This is a genomic window from Bifidobacterium sp. ESL1133 (assembly GCF_058107325.1).
In genome coordinates this window covers 181395-205544 of sequence record NZ_JBYLUI010000002.1, presented here as the reverse complement: position 1 = coordinate 205544, position 24150 = coordinate 181395, and the positions used below count along the sequence as shown (strand labels likewise).

The following is a 24150-nucleotide window of genomic DNA, read 5'->3' as shown; positions in this document are numbered from 1 at the left end:
GATCGTGCAAACAGTGACGGGGAACGTGCATGCCAGTCCGCCGGTAGCACGGATATCGCCGCAGAAGAACTGAGCGTCCCTGGCAACGAAGCGACCGGGGTCCTGGAGCATGCGCCGCGACCCAAACACATGCTGCGCACTTTGGGTGCCAGCCTGCGCGAATACCGGACAAGCAGTATTCTGACCCCTGCATTCGTCATCGTTGAAAGCATCCTTGAAATTCTCATCCCCACCGTCATGGCCCAACTCATCGACCAAGGTGTCTCCGGTGGCTCCATGCCGGCAGTGTGGAAGTTCGGTCTGATGCTTGTGCTCTGCTCGCTCGTCTCCCTGTTCGCCGGCTTCATGTCGGGCCGTTACGCTGCCATAGCATCGTCCGGATTCGCCAAAAACCTGCGTCACGACCTGTTCGCCAAAGTGCAGTCCTTCGGCTTCACCAACATCGACCGTTTCTCCACGGGCTCCATCATCACCCGTCTGACCACCGACGTCACTAATTTGCAGAACGCCTTCCAAGTGATTATCCGCATCGGTGTGAGGGCTCCCATGATGGTCGTAGTGGCCTGGATATTCGCCTTCCGCATCAGTCATTCCATCTCCATGGTATTCCTTGTCATCATCCCGCTGCTGGGTATCGGCCTCACCGCCCTTGCGCTGTCGGTCAACTCCACGTTCGAAAAGGTGTTCCGTACCTACGACCATCTCAACAATGTGGTGGATGAGAACCTTCAGGGGATCCGAGTGGTCAAGTCCTACAACCGAGAGGCGCATGAGACCGGCAAGTTCACACGTATCTCTTCGGCGATATACCGCTACTACTGCAAGGCCGAGCATGTGATGGCCTTCAATTGGCCCATACTCAACACTTGTATCTACGGTTCCATGCTGATCATCTCCTGGATGGGCGCCAAGCAGATAGTGGCTTCCGGCAACAATCCGGCGATGGGCCTGACCACTGGCGATCTGACGGCGCTGGTCACCTATGCCATGCAGATTCTTATGGCGCTCAACATGGTATCCATGATTGTGGTGATGGTCGTCATCTCCATGGCCTCCGCACAGCGTGTGTGCCAGGTGCTGCTTGAGGTGAGCGACGTGCGTGACCCGCAACAGCCTCTCGACGTGGTTCCCAGTGGGGACGTCGAGTTCAAAGATGTGACGTTCCGCTACTCGGACGGCAGCGGTGCTCCGGTGCTGGACGACATCAACGTCACCATTCCCGCCGGATCTACTGTGGGCATCGTAGGTGGCACCGGTTCGGCGAAGTCCAGCATGGTGCAGCTTATACCGCGTCTGTATGACGTAAGTCAAGGCAAGCTGAGCGTAGGAGGCCATGACGTGCGCGACTATCGGCTCGAAGCGCTACGTGACGCAGTGGCCATGGTGCTGCAGAAAAACGTGCTGTTCTCCGGAACCATCGCCGAAAACATACGCTGGGGTGACAAGAACGCCAGCGACGAAGACGTGCGTCGTGTATGCAAGCTGGCACAGGCCGACGGCTTTATCAATGAGTTCCCCCTCGGCTACGACACCTATATCGAAGAGGGTGGTTCGAACGTTTCGGGCGGACAGCGCCAACGTCTGTGCATCGCGCGTGCCTTGCTGAAGAAGCCGAAGATACTGATTCTCGACGATTCCACTAGTGCGGTCGACACCAAAACCGACCAGCTGATCCGCAGCGCGTTCAACACCGAGATTCCCGACACCACCACCATCATCATCGCCCAGCGTCTCGCCTCTGTGCAGGATGCCGACGAGATACTGGTCATGGACGCTGGACGCATCGTGGACAGGGGACGGCATGAGGAACTGCTGAACACTTGCGAGTCCTACCGTTCCATGTACGAATCGCAAACCAAATCCCAAGAGCAGGAAGGGCAGAGCAATGAGTAAACGTGCACGCAACAAGAACGCGGTTGCCGCAGCCGGCCTGCCCAAAGTGGAACGTGCGCCCAAAGGAACGTTGAAGCGCATCATGAGCTACATCATGCACTACCGGTGGCGTGTGGCGGTCATCGTAGTGTGCATCCTGGTGTGCGCCTGCACCCAATCGTTGCCGTCCCTGGTCCTGCAGCCGCTTATCGACAACTGCATCATGCCGTTCGTAGGGTCCGAAAACCCTGATTGGAAACCGCTGATCGACATGACACTGGTGGTGGGCGGCATCTACTTCGTCGGCATGATCTGCTCGTTCATCTGGAACTACATGGTGGTTGACGTTGAGCAAGGTGTGCTCAAAACGATTCGCGACCAGATGTTCGGCCACCAACAGCACCTGCCCATCAGGTACTTCGACACCCACGAGCACGGCGATATGATGAGCCGTTACACCAACGACACGGACACCTTGCGTCAGGCCATCTCCCAATCCTTGCCGGAGATTCTCATCTCCATCGCTTCCGCGGCGGCGGCCCTGGCGGCCATGCTGTGGCTTTCCGTGCCGCTCACCGTGTTCACGCTTGTGTTTATAGCGTTGCTGTTGCTTGTGGTGCGGGTCTTGGTCAGTCGTTCCGGTCTGTACTTTGTGCGCCAGCAGGAAACCATAGGCGACGTGAATGCGTTCGTCGAGGAAAGCGTCAACGGGCAGAAGGTCATCAAGGTTTTCAACCACGAACATGACACGGCAAAAACCTTTGACGAGAAGAACGAAGAGTTGTTCCAGGCTTCATCAGAAGCAAACATCTATGCCAACGTCACCATGCCGGTCATCGGGAACATGGGCAATCTGCTCTATGTGCTTCTTGCCATTGTGGGCGGCATCGCAGGTATCTCCGGCTGGTTCAACTTTGGTTTGTCGGGATCCGGGCCATTTACGCTCGGTGCCATCGTTTCATTCCTGACCCTCTCCAAAGCTCTCATCAATCCGGTCAGTCAAATCTCGTCCCAGTTCAACATGATCATGATGGCGCTGGCCGGTGCCTCACGTATCTTCGCGCTCATCGACGAACCGGAAGAAAGCGATGAGGGAACCGTGAGACTCACTCGTGTGAACGTGGCTGAAGACGGCGTGACCATGACTCCTTCGCAGGGCGAGAACGGCAGCTGGGCTTGGGAGCGAGAAGCCGGCGACGACGGCAAACGTTCCATGCAGGCCGCAGAAAAACTCACCGGTGCCGCCAGAGACGTGGCCATGAAAGCGCACGAACGTGCCATCACCTCGCCGGACGGACGGTACACGCTGCTGCGCGGAGATGTGCGATTCACCAACGTTTCCTTTGGGTACACTCCCGACAAAACCGTGCTGCACGACATCACCTGGTTTGCCAAACCCGGACAGAAAGTCGCGTTGGTCGGTGCCACCGGAGCCGGAAAAACCACTATCACCAACCTTATCAACCGCTTCTATGACATTCAGGAAGGGCAGATACTCTACGACGGTATTGATGTCAAGCACATCAAAAAAGCCGATCTACGCCGTTCCTTGGGCATTGTGCTCCAAGATGTGAATCTTTTCACCGGTACGGTGCTCGACAACATACGCTACGGCAGGCTTGACGCGACCGACGAAGAATGCATGGCCGCTGCCAAACTCACCAATGCCGACGCGTTCATCCGCATGCTGCCCCAAGGCTACCAAACCATGCTTGAAGGGGACGGTAGCGGTCTGTCCCAAGGTCAGCGCCAACTCATCTCCATTGCGCGCGCTGCCGTAGCCGACCCGCCTGCAATGATCCTGGACGAAGCCACCAGCTCCATCGACACCCGCACAGAAGAAGTGGTGCAGCAAGGCATGGACGCGCTCATGAAAGGGCGCACTGTCTTCGTCATCGCCCACCGCCTTTCCACGGTGCGTAACTCAGACGTCATCATGGTGCTCGACCACGGCAATATCCTCGAACGTGGCACGCACGATGAGCTCATCGCACAGGGAGGGGAGTACTACCAGCTGTATACGGGGAAACTTGAATTGGAATAGCGTTCCTATGCTTTGACCAGCCGGGATATGGCGGTGATTGCTTCGTCCATCTTCTCCTGGGCGACCGGCCCTCCTTGCTGGGCGGCTTTGGTGACGCAACTGTTGAGATGGTCTTCGAGCAGCAGCATGGACACGGAGTTGAGCGCCGAAGTGGCCGCGGAAATCTGAGTAAGCACATCGATGCAGTACGTGTCGTTCTCGATCATCGACTCGATGGCCTGAACCTGACCCTTGATACGGCGCATGCGCGTTACAAGCTTCTGTTTGTCCTGCACATAGCCGTGGGTGGTGTCGCCGGATTCGGTTTCGGATTGTTCGGCGGCGGACGTGTGGCTCTGCTTGTTCATGGGTCTCATGATAACTCGGCTCCTGCCCGCTTCCGCTTGGGTTGGCCCATCCGGGCAACCCAAGCGGAAGCGCTGTGCAGCAGGCTACCAGCGCACGGAGATGCGTTGATGGATGTGGCCGCCTCGCTCAATCTCGTCGAGCATGGCGATGGCGTAGTCGGCATAGCTGATGGTGCTCTCACCGCGAGCGTCGGTGGTGTATTCCTCTCCGGTCAGCTCATAGCTTCCGGTGCGCTCGCCGTCGGCCAGGAACTGCGCCGCAGGGCTGATGTAAGTCCAGCGTACGTCGTCGCGCCTGCGCAACACTTCGAGCGCCTTGCCCATCACTTCCGGAATCGGTTTGATGTCCTCAGGGAAGGAGTCGCAGAGCTGTTCGGTGTGCTCCGGGTTGGTGTAGAGGCTTCCTGCTCCTCCTACGACGAGCAAGCGGGTGGGGGAGTCTGCGAGCAGCTCGCTGAGATAGTGCAGCGAGGTGCGGTGTTGGTCGTAGTTACTCGGATCGGAAGTGCCGAACGCGTCCACGACGGCATCGAAACCGTTGAGGTCGTCCACGTGCAGGTTGAAGAGATCCTTGCTGATGACGTGCTGCGCTTTGGTTTTACTGTCTCCACGTACGATGGCAGTGACGTCGTGGCCACGGCTGACGGCTTCCGAGACGATGGCGCGACCGGCTTTGCCGTTAGCGCCGATGACTGCGATGCGAGCCATTGTAGGTCCTTTCATAAGGACTTCGTTTGAACGTGAGGTGTGCGCCTGCCTGTTGGTTTCGAGGTGGCGGTTCCGTTGTCAATCGAAGCGTTGTTCTGGTTGTGCGTTGCACGTTGTACGTGCCTGTCTTAGACAACGTTATTTTTTGTCGTTACTTCCCTATTCTCGCTGTAAGCGGTTGCGCACTGAGCATAAAAAGCGGTCTGGGCAAGGTGCGGAATGTTATGTCAGGGCTTGTAAAACCTTGCATGGTGAGGTTTGAACGGGGTAAGGCAGTGTGTATTGCAATTCACATCTGCCGATGCCGTCCGTTACGATGAGGCGGACAAGAACCCGCACACCCACGTGAAGACGGTGAGGCTTATGCTTCAAATCCAACACATCAGCAAACAATACAAAACCGGTGATTTCATCCAGCGTGCTCTGGATGATGTGAGCCTGAATCTGCGGGACAGCGAGTTCGTAGCCATTCTGGGCCCTTCAGGTTCAGGCAAGACCACGCTGCTGAACATCATCGGAGGGCTCGATCGCTACGACGGTGGTGACCTGGTGATTAACGGCACGTCCACCAAAAGATACAATGACCGCGACTGGGACTCCTACCGTAACCACACTGTGGGTTTTGTGTTCCAAAGCTACAATCTCATCGGGCACCAGTCCATTCTTTCCAATGTGGAGCTGGCGCTCACCATCTCCGGGGTGGGGCGTGAGAACAGGCGAGAACGTGCGCGTAAAGCGCTGGAAGAAGTGGGGCTTGGCGATCACGTCAACAAGCTACCCAACCAGCTTTCCGGCGGTCAGATGCAGCGTGTGGCCATCGCCCGCGCGCTGGTAAACGATCCTGACATCATTTTGGCCGACGAACCGACCGGTGCGCTTGATTCCGAAACCTCCGTGCAGATTATGGATCTGCTCAAGAGCGTGGCCAAGACACGCTTGGTGGTGATGGTTACCCATAACCCTGAGCTGGCCGAGCAGTACGCCACGCGCATCGTGCGTCTCCAGGACGGCACGATTCGTGGAGACTCAGATCCGTACGAGCCTGAGCATGAGGGTGAGGACGTTCCGGCGGTACATCGCAATCTAGGGCGTGCCTCCATGTCTCTGGCCACATCAATCGCTTTGAGTTTCAACAATCTCAAAACCAAAAAAGGGCGTACGTTCCTTACCTCGTTCGCGGGCTCCATCGGTATCATCGGCATTGCGCTCATTCTTTCTGTTTCCACTGGCGTCAACCGCTACATCGACGACATCCAGCGTGAAACCATGACGTCGTACCCGCTGTCCATCGATGCCAAATCGTTTGATCTGAACAGCATCATGGATTCGGCGAGCGAACTGGACGATACCGAATCCGGCAAGAGAAGCTCAGACGCACACAATGACGGAGTGTATGCCGACGACTCTGCCATCAAAGGTGCTTCGAGCCTGACCAACAGCATCACCGAGAACAACCTGAGTGCGTTCAAAAAGTATTTGGACAATCCTGACAGCGAGATACGGCAGTATGTGGGTGCCAACGGAATCCAATACTCGTATGACGCAAAATTCTCCGTCTATTCTCAAGATCCCACCGGCGCGTGGGTGAGTGCCGATGGCGTGAATATCAATAAAGGCCCCCTTACCGGTGCTTCCGCGATCTCCGGACTCTCGGCTTCGGGAGGCATGGACTCGTTGCAATCCACGCAGATGTCCATGCTCACTGGCAAAAGTCAGAACACCAACGCCAAGCCCGGCTCGTTCAACGAGATCATGCCAGGTGCCAAGGATGACCATGCGCTCAGCCCGGTGGTTACCGACAACTATCAGGTGCTTTCTGGCTCTTGGCCAAAGAAAGCCGACCAAGTGGTGCTGGTGCTTGACCAGAACAACAAGGTTCCGCTGTCCACGCTCTACGAGCTGGGTCTGCTGCCGAGCAGCGACTACAACGACATGATGATGAAGCTCAACAATGGCGAGAAAGTCGATCCGAACGTCGGCAAGATCGACTACGGAAAAGCCATGAAACATCGGCTTTCCGTAGTGCCGGCCAGCAGTCAGTACGTGGAAGGCCCCGACGGCATCTACCGGTTCGTGGGTGGGGATGAAGCTCAGGTGACGGCATTGGCGGCCAAGGCTCAGCAGCTGGATATCGTCGGCGTGGTGCGTCCTGTGGATGGCGCCAAGACCACGCCGCTTTCCCCGGGCGTAGGCTACACGCGCATGCTTACCAATGAGCTCATCGATCAGGCGGCATCCAGCCCTGTCGTCAAGGCTCAGCAGTCCCAGTCGGACCGCAACGTGCTCACCGGCGGTGCGTTTACTCCAACCGACTCCTACAAGGACAACCTTTCCGCCTTCGGTCTGATAGGTAAGGATGCGCCAAGTTCCATCAAGATCTATGTCGACAGTTTCGAAGACAAGAACTCGGTTGTGGATGCCATCGACCACTACAACAGCGGGGTGAAAGAGAAAGCCGACAAGATCGTCTACACCGATTACGTGGGGTTGATGATGGACTCGGTGACCACCATCATCAACGTCATCACCTATGTGCTTATTGCCTTCGTGGGTGTGTCCTTGGTGGTCTCCTCCATCATGATCGGCATCATCACCTACATCTCTGTGCTTGAACGCACCAAGGAAATCGGCATACTGCGTGCCATGGGCGCTTCCAAACGCAACGTCTCGCAGGTCTTCAACGCGGAGACCGGCATTATCGGTCTGCTTTCGGGCGTGCTGGGCATTGTGGTGACATTACTGCTCATCGTGCCCGCCAACGCGCTCATGCACTATTTCATGGGTACCGCGAAAGTCAATGCCGCTCTGCCATTGGGAGGTGCTATCGCATTGATCGTGCTGTCGGTGGTGCTCACGCTCATCGGTGGCATCATCCCCTCACGCAAGGCGGCCAAACAGGATCCCGCCACCGCGCTGCGCACCGAGTGAGATGCTGTGCGAGTAAGGCGGTGCAGTGCGAGGAGAGTGGTGTTCAGCTGGTGGAGCCGTCACCCTCATGCATCCGAAGTGGTGGCGGTGTTTGCGGGCGGAACCCTCGGCTCACTTGCACGACTGGCGCTTGAATCGTTGCCTGCAGCTACGGGAACGTGGCCGTGGGTGACGTTGCTCATCAATCTGGCTGGTTCTTTGCTGTTGGGTATGCTGACCGGCTGGTTTGCGCGTGTGGGAGAAGATGGGTGGAAACGTGTGGCGCGGCTTGGTTTGGGCACCGGGCTTATCGGCGGGTTCACCACCTACAGCACCTTCGCTCTGGAATCTTGGACGCGCTTGGTCGATGGTGCGGCGGCTCTCTCGATTGGGTACGCGGTGCTGAGTGTGGCGGCGGGTCTGTTGACGGCTGCTTTCGGCCTATGGGTCGGGCATCTGCTTGCGGTTCGGTCCGAAGTGCGGCGCTCACCGGGCTCAGACGATAGCGATGGCCGACGAGACCTCGGGGTCGGAGACGGGAATAGGAGCTGAAATGAACGGTGTCATGGTTGCGGCCGCTCTGCTTGGCGGTGTGGGTGCAGTAGCGCGTATGGAAGTCGACGCTCTGGTCAACCGGCTCGTGGCTGGTCTACGCTGCCGGTATGGGGGATTCCCGCTCGGTACCGTCGTTGTCAATGCCACCGCGTGCCTGCTCATCGGTGCGGTGACCGGTTTTGCGTCGGCTGGCCTGTTGAGCGGCGAAGCCCGTTATCTGCTGGCATCCGGGTTCCTGGGCGGCTATTCCACATTCAGCACAGCCAGTGTGGAAGGGGCGAAGCTGCTGATTGCCGGCCACCCCTGGCAGGCAACGGTTCATGCCGGTGGCATGTTGGTGCTGAGCATGGCGGCGCTCGCCGCAGGTTTTGCGCTGACTGGAGCGTTTTAGCTCTTATGCTCCGATTTCGCCGCACCCGAAATTTGCCGTTCATGTGTGAGCTAGCTTATACTGGAGGCAACGGGCGAGCAGTGTAGCCCCCATTCAGTCGGCGCAATAGCCGGCCCTACCAGAGGAGGTCCTCATGGAGATTGTCATTACAGGTCGTCATATGCAGGCAACGCAGAAGTTCCGCGACGTGGCCGAGAGCAAGATGAACCGCGTGAGCGCCATCGCCCCTGATACCCAGCGAGTGCAGATTGTGGTAATGCGCGAAGGTAACCCGCGTCAGGCAGATACCGCCAAGCGTGTGGAGATTACCATGACCGCAGGTAGCACAGTGGTGCGTGCCGAAGCCTCGAGCGCCGACGAATACAGTGCATTGGACATGGCGCTTGACAAACTGACCGTGCGTTTGCGCCGTGTGCGTGACCGTCGCAAGGACCATCGCCGCGGATACAACGAGCAGATTCCGGTGGACATGGGAGTCGTGCCGGAGCCTCAAGCGCCGCAGTCTTCTTCGGATTCAGACGACGAGTTGCAGAGCTCTGAAGAATCGGTGGACGTGGATTTGCAGCCAGGGGAGTCCATTGAGGTGCAGATGGGAGACACTCCCATTGTCATCCGTCGCAAGCTCCATATCGCCGAGCCGATGAGCATTGACGAGGCGCTGTATGAGATGGAACTGTTGGGGCATGACTTCTTCCTCTTCGTCAACAAGGAGACCGACAGGCCTTCTGTGGTATATCGTCGCCACGGGTGGAGCTACGGTGTCTTTGAGATTGATACCAAGGAGCGTGTGAGCAAAGCCGGCGCTCGATGACTTTCAAAGATCCTGATTCAAGGTAAGCAACCAGTGCACATGGTCGCGGTTCGGGAGCCTGTCGTAAGGCAGACTCCCGTTTTCTATGCGCATATGCAACGAAATGTTTAAAATCTGCGCCGCAGCGTAATATATGAGGCAGACTATGCCGGGCTCAGCAGGGCTCGGTCTGCTCGTTGTGAAAACGAACCCAAGGGAGTAATAGTGGTAGATCTCGTTGATAAGGCCCTTCGCATGGGCGAAGGCCACCAGATCAAGAAGCTTGAGAACGTGGCGAAGGCCGTCAATGCGTGTGAGGAAGATATCTCCGCGCTCAACGATGAGGAGCTGCAAGGGCAGACGGCCAAATTCAAGCAGCGTATCGACAATGGTGAGAAGCTTGACAAGCTTATGCCTGAGGCATTTGCCACGGTGCGTGAGGTTTCCAAGCGCACGCTCGGTCAGCGTCACTTCGACGTCCAGCTCATGGGTGGTGCGGCTCTGCACTGGGGCAACATCGCAGAGATGAAGACCGGTGAAGGCAAGACCTTGGTGGCCACGCTGCCGTCCTACCTCAACGCGTTGAGTGGTGAGGGCGTGCACGTCGTCACCGTCAACGACTACCTGGCCAGCTATCAGAGCGAACTGATGGGGCGCATCTTCCGCTTCCTGAAGATGGACGTGGGCTGCATCATCACCGATCAGAAGCCCGCCGAGCGCCGCAAGCAATACAACGCCGACATCACCTACGGCACCAACAACGAGTTCGGCTTCGACTATCTGCGCGACAACATGGCGTGGGAGAAGAGCGAACTGGTGCAGCGCGGCCACCACTTCGCCATCGTCGATGAGGTCGACTCCATTCTTATCGATGAGGCGCGTACTCCTCTGATCATCTCCGGTCCTGCCGAGGGAGACGTGACGCGCTGGTACAACCAGTTCGCCAAGCTCGTCACCAGACTCACCCGCGACGAAGACTACGAGGTGGATGAGAAGAAGAAGGTCGTCGGCATTCTCGATCCGGGTATCTCCAAGGTGGAGGACTTCCTGGGCATTGACAACCTCTACGAACCCGACAATACCGCGCTCATCGGCTATCTGAACAACGCCATCAAGGCCAAGGAACTCTTCCTGCGGGACAAGGACTACGTGGTCACGCACGGCGAAGTGCTCATCGTGGACGAGCACACCGGCCGCATCCTCTCGGGCCGTCGCTACAACGAGGGTCTGCATCAGGCCATCGAGGCCAAGGAGCACGTGGAAGTCAAGGCCGAGAACCAGACCTTCGCCACCATCACGTTGCAGAACTACTTCCGCATGTACGACAAGCTTTCGGGCATGACCGGTACCGCCGAAACCGAGGCCGCAGAGTTCATGAACACCTACAAGCTAGGTGTGCTGCCGATTCCGACCAACCGTCCGATGGTGCGTAAAGACAAGGACGACCTGATCTACCGCACCAAGAAGGAAAAGCTGACCGCCATTGTCAAGGATGTGGCGCGGCGGCACAAGAAGGGCCAGCCGGTTCTGCTCGGCACCGCTTCGGTGGAATCCTCCGAGGTGGTCTCCGCTCTGCTCGACGTGGCGAAGATTCCGCACCAGGTGCTCAACGCCAAGCACCACGAGGCAGAGGCCGGCGTGGTGGCAGTGGCCGGCCGCAAGGGTGCCGTCACCGTGGCTACCAACATGGCTGGCCGAGGCACCGACATCATGCTCGGCGGCAACGTCGAATTCCTGGCCGATCAGAAGCTCAAGGCCGAGGGCTATTCACCTGACGATACGCCAGAAGAGTATGAGAAGCGTTGGGCCGGTACGTTGGCTCAGGCCAAGGAGCAGGCCAAGGATGAGCATGAAGAGGTTACCGAGCTTGGCGGCCTGTACGTGCTCGGCACCGAGCGCCACGAGTCCCGTCGTATCGATAATCAGCTGCGTGGCCGCTCCGGCCGTCAGGGTGACCCGGGCGAGTCCCGCTTCTACTTAAGCCTTGAGGACGACCTCATGCGCCTCTTCAACACCCAGCTGGTGGCGCGCGTCATGGCCAAGGGTCTGCCCGAGGGGGAGCCGATTGAGGCGAAGAGCGTTTCCAAGGGCGTGCGTACCGCGCAGAAGTCTGTGGAATCCCGCAACTTCGAAATGCGTAAGAACGTGCTCAAGTACGACGATGTGATGAACAAGCAGCGCAAGGTCATCTATGCCGAGCGTCAGGCCGTGTTGAGCGGCGCCGACATTCACGAGGATATCGAACGCTTCATGAAGGATACTGTTACCAGCTACGTTGATGGAGCCCGCAAGGGTTCGGACAAGCCGGCTGACTGGGATTGGGACGGTCTGTTCACCGCTCTGAAGTCCATGTATCCCGTGACTTTGGATGTTGACGAGACCAAGGAAAGCGTCGCTTCCCTTAAGGGAGACAAGGCCGCGAAATCGTTGCAGGACACGATTCTTTCCGACGCACAGCAGCAGTATGACGCCATCGAAGAGCAGGTTGGTGCTGAAGGCACGCGCGAGCTGGAACGTCGTGTCGTTCTTGCTGTGCTCGACCGCAAGTGGCGCGAACATCTCTACGAGATGGACTACCTGAAGGACGGCATCGGTCTGCGTGGTATGGGTCAGCGTGACCCGCTCGTTGAGTATCAGCGTGAGGGCTTCTCGATGTACAACGCCATGATGGAGGCCATCAAGGAAGAGACCGTGCAGTTGCTCTTCCATGTGGATGCCGAGCAGGTGGCGCGCAGCGAAGAAGAGGCTTCCGAGACGAGCGAGAGTGAATCCGAAGCAGACAACGCGGTCGAGGATGCCGAATCCGCGATTGGTGTTGACAGCGCGTCTGCCGGCGAACAGGATACCTTCACTTCTGCTCCCGCTGATCCCAACGAAGGCGATGAGCCGGGGACGTTCGAGCATGAGGAAGGAATCATCGGTATGGAGCCGATGAGCCACGCCGATGGAGAGGTGGCGCGCAGCAAGCGCCCGAAGTCCACTGAGGCAGGCACGCCATGGTCGGATGGCAAGACCTATCCGGGTACGGCCAAGAATGCTCCGTGCCCATGCGGTTCCGGACGCAAGTACAAGATGTGCCACGGCCAGAACGAGGAGTAATGCCTCTAGCTCTTGGGTGTCCCTCGTGTAATGTGCGAGTGACTTGCGGGCAGCGGATGGCATGGCGCACCAATCGATAATGGTGCTGAGATAAAGACGGCGATGTTCCTTCGGGAGCATCGCCGTCTTGCATAGGTGGGGCATGGCCGATACTTTGCCGGAATGCGGATACATGGAAATCTTCTGGCGCCATATGGCAATCGCAAGAATGAGGCGAATAGCGGTAGGTCGCCATATAAGATGTACTGCGCGGTGAGGTTTAGCTCAGAGTATAATGGAGCGTAATTGTGTTTGTGCATCATCTGCACGGGCACATGTGCTCGCGGCACCCGCCGCGCATTCGCATCTAGGAGGGCGATATGGCTGGAATCACATGGAAATCGATTCTCACCAAGCTGGTCGGTGGCGACCACCTGGACGCGGAGGAGTCACGATGGTATGTGGATGAACTCATGAAAGGCAATGCCAATCCTGCTGCGGTCGGTGCGGTGTTGTCCATGCAGCAGCAGCTTGGTCTCACCGAACAGGAGATTGACGGGGCAGCGAAGGCCATGGTGGCGCACGCGGTGCCTCTGAATGTCTCAGGAGAGACCACCGACATTGTGGGTACCGGTGGAGACGGTGCTGCCACTGTCAACCTATCCACCATGGGATCGGTGGTTGCGGCGGCTTCCGGCGTCAAAATCGTGAAGCACGGCAACCGCGCCGCCTCCTCGCAGTGCGGTGCCGCTGATGTCATTGAGCAGCTGGGTGTGCCGCTCGACCTGGAGCCTGCCCAGGTTGCGGCTGTAGGCGAGGAAGTCGGCATCACGTTCGCATTCGCCAAGACCTTCCACCCAGCCATGCGTTTCGTGGGGCCGGTGCGTTCTGCACTTGGTATTCCGTGCGTGTTCAATGTGCTGGGGCCGTTGACGAATCCAGCCAACCCGGCACACGTCGCCATCGGCTGCGCAGACGCTCAATTGAGCCCATTGATGGCGCAGGTCTATGCAGGGCGTGGACAGACAGGTATGGTCTATACCTCTGCTGAAGGCCTCGACGAGATGGCTCCCACCGGCCCTGTTTCAGTCTGGGAGATTGCCGATGGCTCAGTGAACGCAACGCAGTTCGATCCAGCCGCTGAACTGGGACTGGAACGCATTGATGTGTCTGCGCTGCGCGGTGGCAAGCCGGAAGTGAATGCCGGTATATTCCATGAGTTCCTTGACGGCAAAGACATTCCTGCTCGTCAGACGGCGTTGCTCAATGCTGCTTCGGCGATTGTGGCAGACGGGCATCAAGTGGGTGAGGGCAACTTGGCAGAGCGGTTCCGCCAAGCGTATGCCATCGCCGAGCAGACGGTAGACAGCGGTAAGGCGAAGTCGCTCCTGGAGCGCTGGGTGCAGGTAGCTGGTGGTATGCAACACTGACCGGCGCTGCCTGCGCTACACGCGTGCCCCGTCATCGTCCGCGCCGGAGCGTGTCTGGGTGAAACCACGATGTTGGATCAGTAGCCCGACCGCTCCGATAAGCGCGCATAGGCCGAATACCGTGCCGAGTGTTGCGGCATGTGCGGGGAAGAAGACAGTGGCGATAAGGCCAGCAATACCGACGATCAGCAGTGTCCAGAAGACGAGTTTTGCCGCAGGGACAGGGCCGATGGTTGGATTCGGGGGAGTGAAATCGTCGAAACTGTCCATCACGTCATCCACATCCAGCCAACTCGAACCGGTGAAGTCACGCGGACCTGCGCCCTGTGGTGCTGTATTGCGCGGCCCTGTACTGTGCGGCTCCGCTTTATTGCGCGGCCCTGTACTGTGCGGCTCCGCTTTATTGCGTATCTTCTCGTCTTTCCTCTGCTGTCTGCGTGCGTGCCGCTCAAAGCTCTTGGCGCTGCGTGAGCTGCTGATATCATTCAAATCGTCGGCATGCTCCCGCTCGAACTGCGCCCACAGTGCATCGTCTGAACTGGAACGCGAGTCGGTGCCGCCATGGTTTGGCGTATTGTTCGCCTTCGGCGTGGCCGTCTCGTCACCCTCGTTGCTATCCTTGAAGCTAGTCATAAAGCTACTGTAGTATGCCGGCCGGCCATGGCCGCGGTAAATGGGAGACAAATCCATGCTGTACTGGTTTTTCGTCAAGGGGTTGGGGCCAATTGCACGTTGGCGGATGCACCCTGTCGGTGAAGGTGTGGAGAACATTCCCAAGAATGGCGGAGGCATCATTGCCTCGAACCATTTGGCGGTGATAGACGACGCGCTCATTCCGCTCACCAGTCCGCGCATGATTCATTTCATGGGCAAGGCCGAATATTTCGAAGGCAAGGGACTTAAAGGCAAATTCATCAAGTGGTGGTTCGAATCGGTCGGGGTGTTTCCTGTTGACCGTTCAGGCGGTTCCAAATCGCTCGGTGCGTTGAACCATGCGCGCGAGATCATCGAAGACGGTCACCTGTTCGGCATCCATGCTGAGGGGACGAGAAGTCCTGATGGCAAGCTGTACCGGGGGCATACCGGAGCTGCGAAACTGGCATTGGAGACCGGATGCCCCATAATACCGACCGCTGTGATCGGCAGCCGTGAGATTCAGGCTCCCGGGCAGGTTGTTCCGAGCAGCGGTTATACCCGCGTGGTGTATGGTGAGCCTATTGAGGTTGCCAAGCGCAAGCCTGAAGAGATTACGCATGATGACCTACGAGGCTTGACCGACGAACTCATGAGACGCATCGCCAAACTGAGCGGCCAGGAGTATGTGGACGAGTATGCGCAAACCGTCAAGGCTCGACTGAATCAAGCCACCAGTCACAGCAGCAGGCGCTCTTTGGACCGGTAGGTGCTGCTTAGACTGTGTTGGAAGGCAGCACGACCAGACAGATACGGTCACAACACGAAATAAACGCCGCAGCACGGGAAGAATGCTGCGGCGTCTGTGTATTCACAAGGCTCGTGTGTATTACAAGGCTCGTGCCTCACACAGCGTTGCCTCACACGACGGTAAGTGTGATGACAGTGGCGTTGCCGTCCTTGTCGTGCACCGGCACTTGCTGGCCGGGGTCAGGTGACTGCAAACGCACGGTGTGCGTGATGTCGCCCAAGGGCGAGGAGATTTTCACGCCCAGTCCCATCGACTGCAGTATCTTCGATGCCTCGTCCTCGTTCTTGCCCTTCACGTCCGGTACGGTAACCATTTGCGGCCCCTTGGAGACCTTGACGTTGACCGAGTCGCCCCAGTGCAGCTGTGTGCCCTTGGGAACCGATGCGGAAATCACCGTGCCGGCGGCAACCGTATCGTTGTACTCCTCGCTGTAGTTGGCGTTGAGCTTGGCATCGTCGAACGCGGACTGTGCTTCGTCCTTGGTGCGTCCCGTCACGTCCGGCATGCTTACCGGCATAGGGCCTTTTGAGAGCACTACAGTGATTTTGGCATTGTGCTTGAGCGTGGTGCCGGGAGCAGGGTCAATGCTGGAGACGACACCTTCGGGCAAGGTCTGCGAATAAGCATCTTTGGCCGTGTCATGCTCGATGTTGGTGAATCCGGCGTCACGCAGCGCCTTGATCGGATCTTTGGTCTGAGTTGCTGTGATGTCCTGCGGAATGGTCGACTGCCTCACGCCTTTGGAGACGGTGACGGTGAGCTGGGCGCCGTTGCGCTTGCTGAGTTTGGAGTTCACCGAGTCGGGCGAGGTGGAGATGATCTTGCCCTTGTCTACGGTATCGCTGAAGTCCTGAGTGACTTTGTAGGGAATCCCGGCGACTTTGAGCGTGCTCTCATATCGGCTCCACTGCACGTTCTTGATGGGGCATACCCCTTCTCCGCACTGCAGATCGTCTGGCTTGGGAATCGCCCAGTAGCTACCTGGGCCGAGGAAGTACCACCATCCGGTGCCACCCCCGGCCAACGCCACCACTGCGAGCGCGGCAAGAATGCTGATCCATATAGTGCGACGGCGTTTGCTGCCGGTTTTATTTTTGGCTGTTGCCGGTGCGGCGCCATGCGCATCGTTGGCTTGCGCCGGCGATTGGGATGCTTGTTTCCCTTTGCCTTTACCGGGAATCTGCGAGGTGATCTGGGCGGTTTGCATCGCGGTGAACGATTGGGTGAGCGACTCTGTGCCGCTGTTGCTGGCTGCGCTGCGTGCCTGTGCAGGCTGTGGGGGAGCGGGAACCGCCGGGGGAACGCGGAAGTTCCACGCATCGGCGTCGAGTTCGGCTGCAAGCGCCTGCAACTCCTGCATGGCGGCGTCGGCGTCATTGGGGCGCTGGTGTAGGTCGCGTACGGTGAGATGGGAGACGAAGTCCGAGATTTTCTGGTCGATGCCCGGGCAGGTCTCGCTCAACGGCGGCACGTCTTCATGCACATGTTTGAAGACCATGGTCACTGAGTTGTCGGAGAGGAAGGGAACCGAGCCGGAGATCATCTCCCAAGCCATGATGCCTACGGAGTACAGGTCGCCTTGTGGTGTGGCTTCGTTGTTTTCGATGATTTCGGGCGGCAGGTAGGCTGCGGTGCCCAAGAGCATACCGGTGGTGGAGACGGTGGCCTGGGACACGGCACGCGCCAGGCCGAAGTCGGTGATCTGCACACGGCCGCGGTCGTTGAGCAGGATGTTTTCGGGTTTGATGTCCCGGTGGATCACCCCCACCCGGTGTGCAGAGGCCAGTCCGTCGAGGGTCTGGGAGACGATGCGCACGGTTTCGCGCACGTCGAAGGTGCCGCGCGAGTTCATTTCCTGACGCAGGTTGACTCCGTGCACGTATTCCATCACCAAGAAACTCAGCCCATGCCATTCGCCGGTGTCGTACACCTGCACGATGTGTTGGTTGGCGATGGCCGCCGCAGAACGCGCCTCTCTGTGGAATCGTTCCACAAACTGGTCTCGTTGGGGGCCTTGCGCCAACTGGGTGTGCATCACCTTGAGCGCCACGGTGCGTTCCAACCGCTCGTCGTGGGCCTTGTAGACCGTGGCCATGCCTCCCTCGGCGATGGACTGCTCGATGCGGTACCGGTCGTCAATGAGTTGGCCCGGCGTGATGGTTTCGGCTTCAGTCATGATGTAGCGATGGTGCTCCTTGTAGGTGTGCGACGTCTCCTTATATCGTACATGCGGCTTGGTATCTCACGCTCACAGCTTGGATGACAGACGCAGTCAGTCGGTGATGGGGCAGAAGCGGTGGCAGATATCGGTTAGGGATTGGCGTGCGCTTTGCGGTAATTCCAAAGTCTGTATCGCATCATCGCTTTGCTGTATATAACGGGCGATGCGCTGCCTGGAGGAGGCGATGGCACCGGTGTCTTCGAAGATGTCTAGTGCGTCCTGGCGGTCGGCATCGGTACGCGTCTGGGCTCGGTACATGCTGAGCAGTCTGTCATGCTGAGCGTTGCGTGCGGCGTTGAGGGCATCGGCCACGAGCACGGTGCGCTTGCCTTCAATCACATCGCCCCCCACGGGTTTGCCTGTGGTCGCGCTCTCGCCGGTGATGTCGATAAGGTCGTCATACAGCTGGAATGCCAACCCCAACGGCAAACCGATACTCTGTGCCGCTCGCTGTGCCGTGTCGTCGTCCATGCCGGCGCACAGCAGACCGAGGCGTAGCGGTGCAATGGTTGTGTAGCTTGCGGTTTTCCATGCATAGACGTTGAGTGCGGACTGCACCAGTGTTTCGGGGGAGCTCAAGTCGGAGCGTTGGGCGGCTTGGTCGAGTACCTGTCCGATCTCCACGGCTCGCTGCATGTCGAGGAAAATGTCGGTGATGGTGCTCTTGTGCATGGTGTGTGCCGCGTCAGCGGCGATTCTGGCGCTCAAGGTGGAGAGCATGTTGCCCAGCATGAGTGCCAGTCCCATGCCGCTTTCCGTATCTCCTGCCGCCAGTCCCAAAGCGCGATGCGCGCTCGGCTTGCCGCGGCGTAGTGGGGAATCGTCGATGATGTCGTCATGAATGAGTGCGCTGGTCTGATATATTTCCACAGCACACGCCAAATCGAGCGTGGGATTGGCATCGGCATTGGCCCCGGTGTCACCCTTATCGGCCGTACCGCAGCTGTCCTGTACTGCAATGGAGTGCTCTGTCGTTCCGTTCGCCTCTGGCTTTTTGGATGGCAGGGGGGACATGGCTCCTGTATGGGTGAGGCCGGCACTGTCGGCGGCTTGGAGCAGCAGCAGGGCACGCAGTCGCTTGCCGCCTTCTGCTGAAGCAAACGCTTGTTCTGTTATCGATCGCAATGCCGGTTGCAACGATGCGGCCACATGAGTGTGGTTCTCGCTCATGAACTGCTCGGTGAGAGCGTTGATGCGTGTATTGATCGTTGTGGGTGATGCGGTGTTGGGCATATACGCAAGCCTAGCCCAAGGAGCGTGCGACACGGTTATCCACAATGCGACGATTATTGCCGACCTTTCGTCCACAATGCTCCAATTCGTCTCCGAGCCTGCGGCAAAGCTGCCAAGATGAAGGTCCTGTAAGAACCACGGCCGACGGAATGTCGCAGAAGGAGCGCAACATGACCGCATCACCAGTACGGAACAACACCGATAAGACACGAAATACCTGCGATGCCTGCAAATGCAAACGCACGAACAAACGGTCCGAAGCATTGGCCGAAGGGCATCGATGCGTACACCGGCACGCTGCTGAGGCAAGCACTTACGCCGGTATGAGGACGGACACGGACTGTAAGAGCGAACGGCACAGATTCGATGACAACGAAATAAGCGGATTCTTGGAAACCTTGGCACGGCAGAAACGCGAATGCGGTTTGGAAGATGCCCGTCACCGGCTGCTTGCTCAGCCGTTCAGGGAATGGTATGCCAACCTTGGCTCAGGAGGTCAGTCGTTGAGCGACCGCAGCGTATCGGCCCTGGTGGTAGGTATGAAGGAAACCCTTGCGGTACGAGATGCCCTGATTCTCTCGCTGGTGGAAGGCAGCTCCGGCACTGGGTGTTCCACCATACTCGAATACGCCATGCATCCGCATGAGCCTGCCAACGTGCGCTATCTCTACCGTCTTCTTGATGAAGCGTTCAATGACAGGACAATAGAGCCTGACACCACGTGGTGCATGGCAGGCATGTCCATGCTTGAGGAAATGACCCATCGTTTGCCCAACGGTTTCGGTGTTCAGCCACTGGCGGTGATGTCTTATGTGATGTGGTGGATGAACCTGGATGAGGCTGCGGTGTGTGCGCGCAAGGCGCTCGCCATAGATGAAGAATGCACACTGGCCAGAATTGTAGCCTTGGCGCAGGTTAAAGGTCTGCGTCCGGCATGGTGTTTGTGAATCCACTCGTGACGTACTGGTAAAATCTTGAACCGACAGGGAATAATCGTCCGCACAAGATGGTTAACTCCTATAGAGGTTTTGGGTCACGAGTACCGTGCCTGCACCTTCGCGTGCGCACATGCACTTGGTAGATTCGGTTCATGCAGGAGGAGAAGGTTGACGAAGCGGGACGAGGCAGTAACTGCTGAAGCTGATCAGGCTCAGGAAGAGTCAAGAGGGACGAACACGAAGGCCGCACCGAAGAAACGGACCACCAAGAAGACGGGTACCGCCAAGGCGGCTCCCAAGCGTACTACTCGTGCAAAGAGCGAAGGCAGCAAAGATGAAGCGATTGCCCCTGAGGTAGACACTCCCGTAGAGTCCGAGGACAACGAAGACATCGTTGACGAGCAGGTCGACGATCAGAATCTAGAGGACGACGACCTCGATTTTGACGACGCTCTTGAAGATGATGACGTCGATGATCAGGATGATGAGGACGACCTTGGCGATGATGAGCCGGAGGACGACGATGACAACGAACGGCAACCCCGTTCACGCCACGTGGATCTGCCGAAGGCCAAGGGTGCATTCGTGGTCTCGAATGACGATGACGACGACAATCTCACGCCCTCGGGCAACCCCAAGCGCCGCATCGTCACGTCGGGTGCCACAGCCGACCCAGTCAAGGACTATCTCAAGCAGATTGGTCGAGTAAGCCTGCTGAACGCCGAGCAAGAGGTGGATCTTTCGGAGCGCATCGAAGCCGGTCTGTATGCTCAGCACCTGCTGGACACCGAATCCGAGGGCATGGAGTTCAAGCGTAAGCGTGAACTCAAATGGGCGGCGAATGATGGCAAGAAGGCCAAGGATCACCTGCTGGAGGCCAACCTGCGCCTCGTGGTCTCGTTGGCCAAACGATATACCGGCAGAGGCATGCTCTTCCTCGATCTTATTCAGGAAGGAAACTTGGGTCTGATTCGAGCGGTCGAGAAATTCGACTGGAAGAAGGGCTTCAAGTTCTCCACATACGCCACATGGTGGATTCGTCAGGCCATCACCCGCGCCATGGCAGACCAGGCGCGCACCATCCGCGTGCCGGTGCACATGGTCGAGGTCATCAACAAGCTTTCCCGTGTGCAGCGCCAGATGCTCCAGGATCTGGGCCGTGAACCCACGCCCGACGAGCTGGCCCGTGAGTTGGATATGCCTGTCGAGAAAGTGCAGGAAGTGCAGAAGTACGGCCGTGAGCCAATCTCCCTGCACACTCCGCTCGGTGAGGACGGCGACTCCGAATTTGGCGATCTCATCGAAGATACCGATGCCATCGCGCCTTCGGAGGCTGTGGCCTTCTCCCTGTTGCAAGAGCAATTCAGGCAAGTGCTCGAAACGCTCTCGCCCCGAGAAGCCGGCGTCATCAAGATGCGCTATGGTCTGGAAGACGGACAGCCCAAGACGCTTGACGACATCGGTCGGGTCTATGGGGTGACGCGCGAACGCATCCGTCAGATAGAGTCGAAGACCATGTCCAAGCTGCGCCACCCCTCGCGTTCGCAGACCTTGCGGGACTTCTTGGATCAGTGACATACGCACACGCTCGTCAGTGAGGAATTTGGGTAGTAATCGATGGTAGAAGCATACAGTGCAAACGATCTTTCGGTACTCGAAGGGCTCGATGCGGTGCGCAAGCGCCCCGGCATGTACATCGGCACGACCGATAGCCAAGGACTTATGCACTGCCTGTGGGAAATCATCGATAACGCAGTGGATGAGGCTTTGGCGGGCGCGTGCACCAAAATCGTGGTGACGCTGCACGCCGACGGTTCGATCGAAGTGGCCGACAACGGCCGAGGCATTCCCGTCGATGTGGAAAAGAAAACCAAGCTTACCGGTGTGGAAGTAGTGCTTACCAAACTGCATGCCGGCGCTAAGTTCGGCAACTCCTCCTACAACGCGGCCGGCGGTCTGCACGGTGTCGGCTCCTCGGTGGTCAACGCGTTGAGTTCAAGGCTTGACGTGGAAGTGGACCGTAACGGTAGCACCTATCATATGGCCTTCCACCAAGGGCATCCCGGTGTGTACGAAGACGTGGATGCCGAGCATCGTTCTCCGTCCAACAAGTTCAAAAAGACGCGCAAAGGGCGTCCTACCGAGTTGGAGATCATTGGCAAAGTTTCCCCCAAGACCACCGGCACGCGTGTGCGGTATTGGGCAGACCCGGAAATTTTCAACAGCACGGCCAAGTTCAGCTACGACCAGCTCATCGAACGCGTGCGGCAGACCAGCTTCCTGGTGCCCGGTCTGAAAATCGTGGTGGTGGACGAGAACATCCCCGAAACCGGCGATGCTCAGATCGATGAATTCATCGAGAACGATGTGGATACCGCGCAATCAGCGGTGCGAGCGCAAACGTATCAGAGCGAAGCAGGAACGCCGGGTGAGCCGTCTTACCAGCGTGATCCGGAACTGTCTGATGAGCAGAGTGGTGAGGAACATTCCGCTGTTCAAGCTGCGATGATGCCTCCAGCGCCGTCGATCAGTGTGACCGAAGAGGAGCACGAGGTTGACGATGCTGCGGTTAACGGTTCCGTGGCTGGCGAGCCTGCAAGTGACGGTTCGGCCAATGATGGCTCTGCAACGGATAGAGCTGCGGGTGACAGCTCTGCAACGGACCGTTCAGTCGACGAAAATGTTGCTGCAACAGAGGATGCCGACGAGGTCGACGGACTTAGCGCTGGCAGCGACCAAGACGGTGATACGCAGCCGCAGCAGGCCCAGGAAGGCGACCAAGTTCTCGAACCTCGCGCTTCACATCGTAGGGTGGAAGAGTTCCTGCACACCGGTGGCGTCAAGGACTTCGTTGACTTCCTCTCGTCCGGCGAGCCAGTCTCCGACATCTGGCACATCAGCGGAGAAAGCACCTACACCGAAGAAACGCAGAGCGTGGACGACAATGGCGACCTGCATGCTCAGGAAGTAGAGCGCGGCTGCACGGTCAATATCGCGTTGCGCTGGGTCAATGACTACGACACCACCATTCGCAGCTTCGTCAACGTAGTGGAAACCCCTGGCGGCGGTATGCACGTAGACGGCTTCCTGCAAGGCCTCACCAAGCAGGTGCGCAAGGCGGTGGAAGCGAACGCGCGCAAGCTCAAAGTCAACTTGAAAGACTCCAAAACCAAGGTGGAACGCGACGACATTATGGCCGGCTTGGTGGCCGTGGTCACGGTGCGCATCGCCGAGCCGCAGTTCCAAGGCCAGACCAAGGACGTGCTCGGCACAGCTCCGGTGCGCCCCATCGTCTCGAAGATGACCGACCAGCAGTTCGGTGAGATGATCACCGGATCCAAGCGCGGGTTCAAAGAGCAGTCGGGCCGCGTGCTGGAGAAGATTGTGGGCGAAATGCACGCTCGCATCCAAGCGCGCAAAACCAAAGAGGTGACGCGCCGCAAGAATGCGCTCGAGTCCGCTTCTATGCCGGCCAAACTTTCGGATTGCCAGCCGGGTAACGACGATGTGGCAGAACTGTTCATCGTGGAGGGTGATTCCGCATTGGGCACCGCCAAGGCTGCGCGCAACTCCGGATTCCAAGCATTGCTGCCCATTCGCGGTAAGATCCTCAACGTGCAGAAGGCCAGCATGACGCAGATTCTGGCCAACAAGGAATGTTCCGCCATCATCCAGGTGATTGGTGCGGGGTCCGGCGCCGGATTCGACGTGTCGCAGATACGTTACGACAAGGTCATCATGATGACCGATGCTGATGTGGATGGTGCGCATATTCGCATCCTGTTGCTCACGCTGTTCTACCGGTTCCTGCGCCCGCTCATCGAGCATGGGCACGTCTATGCCGCCGTGCCGCCGTTGCACCGCATTGCGCTGACCGGCAAGCACAAAGGTGAATACATCTATACGTATTCGGACGATGAGCTGGAAGGCAAGCTGCGCGACTTGGATACCAAAGGCATGACCTACAACCCGGATGTGCAACGCTACAAGGGTCTGGGTGAGATGGACGCCGACCAGCTGGCCGACACCACCATGGACCCGCGCACCCGTATGCTGCGCCGCATCACCATGCAGGAAGCCGAAGATGCCAGTGCCATCTTCACGCTGCTGATGGGTGACGACGTGCCTCCGCGCAAACAGTTCATCGTCCAGAACGCCGACGATTTCGACCGCAGCAAGATCGACACCTGAT

General features: G+C 58.1%; 17 protein-coding genes. 12 read left to right on the top strand and 5 right to left on the bottom strand.

The features are described from left to right. Nucleotides 1-129 precede the first annotated feature (129 nt). Together AC3B5A_RS03015 and AC3B5A_RS03010 are read left to right on the top strand one after the other, a co-directional pair. Entirely contained in the window at nt 130-1893 is a 1764-nt protein-coding gene (locus tag AC3B5A_RS03015) for an ABC transporter ATP-binding protein (protein WP_489798963.1), read from the top strand. 82 nt (nt 1894-1975) lie between these two features. Further along, the gene (locus AC3B5A_RS03010) at nt 1976-3916 is read left to right on the top strand and encodes an ABC transporter ATP-binding protein (RefSeq protein ID WP_489798961.1); all 1941 of its coding nucleotides are present in this window, start codon (nt 1976-1978) and stop codon (nt 3914-3916) included. Between the two features lie 5 nt (nt 3917-3921). On the opposite strand, the gene AC3B5A_RS03005 is transcribed toward AC3B5A_RS03010, so the two are convergent. Next, nucleotides 3922-4263, bottom strand: a complete 342-nt coding sequence (locus AC3B5A_RS03005; protein WP_489798959.1) for a metal-sensitive transcriptional regulator — start codon at nt 4261-4263, stop codon at nt 3922-3924. An 84-nt stretch (nt 4264-4347) separates the two neighbouring features. After that, entirely contained in the window at nt 4348-4971 is a 624-nt protein-coding gene (locus AC3B5A_RS03000; protein WP_489798736.1) for an NAD(P)-dependent oxidoreductase, read from the bottom strand. A gap of 363 nt (nt 4972-5334) precedes the next feature. On the opposite strand from AC3B5A_RS03000, the gene AC3B5A_RS02995 reads away from it, so the two are divergent. From AC3B5A_RS02995 to trpD, 6 genes are all read left to right on the top strand, one after another. Next, on the top strand, nt 5335-7899 hold the full coding sequence (locus tag AC3B5A_RS02995) for an ABC transporter ATP-binding protein/permease (RefSeq protein ID WP_489798957.1): 2565 nt from the start codon (nt 5335-5337) through the stop codon (nt 7897-7899). Nucleotides 7900-7938: 39 nt separating this feature from the next. Further along, complete coding sequence (locus AC3B5A_RS02990; protein WP_489798735.1) at nt 7939-8430, top strand: fluoride efflux transporter FluC; 492 nt, start codon at nt 7939-7941, stop codon at nt 8428-8430. Between the two features lies 1 nt (nt 8431). Next, complete coding sequence (locus AC3B5A_RS02985) at nt 8432-8824, top strand: fluoride efflux transporter FluC (RefSeq protein WP_489798733.1); 393 nt, start codon at nt 8432-8434, stop codon at nt 8822-8824. 133 nt (nt 8825-8957) lie between these two features. Further along, entirely contained in the window at nt 8958-9635 is a 678-nt protein-coding gene (gene hpf, locus AC3B5A_RS02980; protein WP_489798731.1) for a ribosome hibernation-promoting factor, HPF/YfiA family, read from the top strand. Nucleotides 9636-9839: 204 nt separating this feature from the next. Then, nucleotides 9840-12713, top strand: a complete 2874-nt coding sequence (secA, locus tag AC3B5A_RS02975) for a preprotein translocase subunit SecA (RefSeq protein WP_489798729.1) — start codon at nt 9840-9842, stop codon at nt 12711-12713. Between the two features lie 359 nt (nt 12714-13072). Beyond that, nucleotides 13073-14122, top strand: coding sequence for an anthranilate phosphoribosyltransferase (gene trpD / locus AC3B5A_RS02970; protein WP_489798727.1), 1050 nt, complete (start codon nt 13073-13075; stop codon nt 14120-14122). A gap of 15 nt (nt 14123-14137) precedes the next feature. On the opposite strand, the gene AC3B5A_RS02965 is transcribed toward trpD, so the two are convergent. After that, on the bottom strand, nt 14138-14755 hold the full coding sequence (locus AC3B5A_RS02965; protein WP_489798725.1) for a hypothetical protein: 618 nt from the start codon (nt 14753-14755) through the stop codon (nt 14138-14140). A 55-nt stretch (nt 14756-14810) separates the two neighbouring features. Between AC3B5A_RS02965 and AC3B5A_RS02960 the strand changes: the two genes are divergently transcribed. Beyond that, nucleotides 14811-15524: a lysophospholipid acyltransferase family protein gene (locus tag AC3B5A_RS02960; protein ID WP_489798956.1), complete on the top strand. Its 714-nt coding sequence runs from the start codon at nt 14811-14813 to the stop codon at nt 15522-15524. 151 nt (nt 15525-15675) lie between these two features. Here the strand turns inward: AC3B5A_RS02960 and AC3B5A_RS02955 are convergent, their stop codons facing one another. Both AC3B5A_RS02955 and AC3B5A_RS02950 read right to left on the bottom strand, forming a co-directional pair. Next, nucleotides 15676-17742, bottom strand: a complete 2067-nt coding sequence (locus tag AC3B5A_RS02955; RefSeq protein WP_489798723.1) for a Stk1 family PASTA domain-containing Ser/Thr kinase — start codon at nt 17740-17742, stop codon at nt 15676-15678. Between the two features lie 96 nt (nt 17743-17838). Next, nucleotides 17839-19020: a polyprenyl synthetase family protein gene (locus AC3B5A_RS02950; protein WP_489798722.1), complete on the bottom strand. Its 1182-nt coding sequence runs from the start codon at nt 19018-19020 to the stop codon at nt 17839-17841. A 323-nt stretch (nt 19021-19343) separates the two neighbouring features. Here AC3B5A_RS02950 and AC3B5A_RS02945 point away from each other — a divergent pair, with 323 nt between their 5' ends. The 3 genes from AC3B5A_RS02945 (at nt 19344) to AC3B5A_RS02935 (ending at nt 24149) form a co-directional block, all read left to right on the top strand. Next, on the top strand, nt 19344-19967 hold the full coding sequence (locus AC3B5A_RS02945; protein WP_489798720.1) for a DUF4192 family protein: 624 nt from the start codon (nt 19344-19346) through the stop codon (nt 19965-19967). Between the two features lie 159 nt (nt 19968-20126). After that, nucleotides 20127-21533: an RNA polymerase sigma factor gene (locus tag AC3B5A_RS02940; protein WP_489798718.1), complete on the top strand. Its 1407-nt coding sequence runs from the start codon at nt 20127-20129 to the stop codon at nt 21531-21533. Between the two features lie 42 nt (nt 21534-21575). Beyond that, nucleotides 21576-24149, top strand: a complete 2574-nt coding sequence (locus tag AC3B5A_RS02935) for a DNA gyrase/topoisomerase IV subunit B (protein WP_489798716.1) — start codon at nt 21576-21578, stop codon at nt 24147-24149. Nucleotide 24150: the final 1 nt, after the last annotated feature.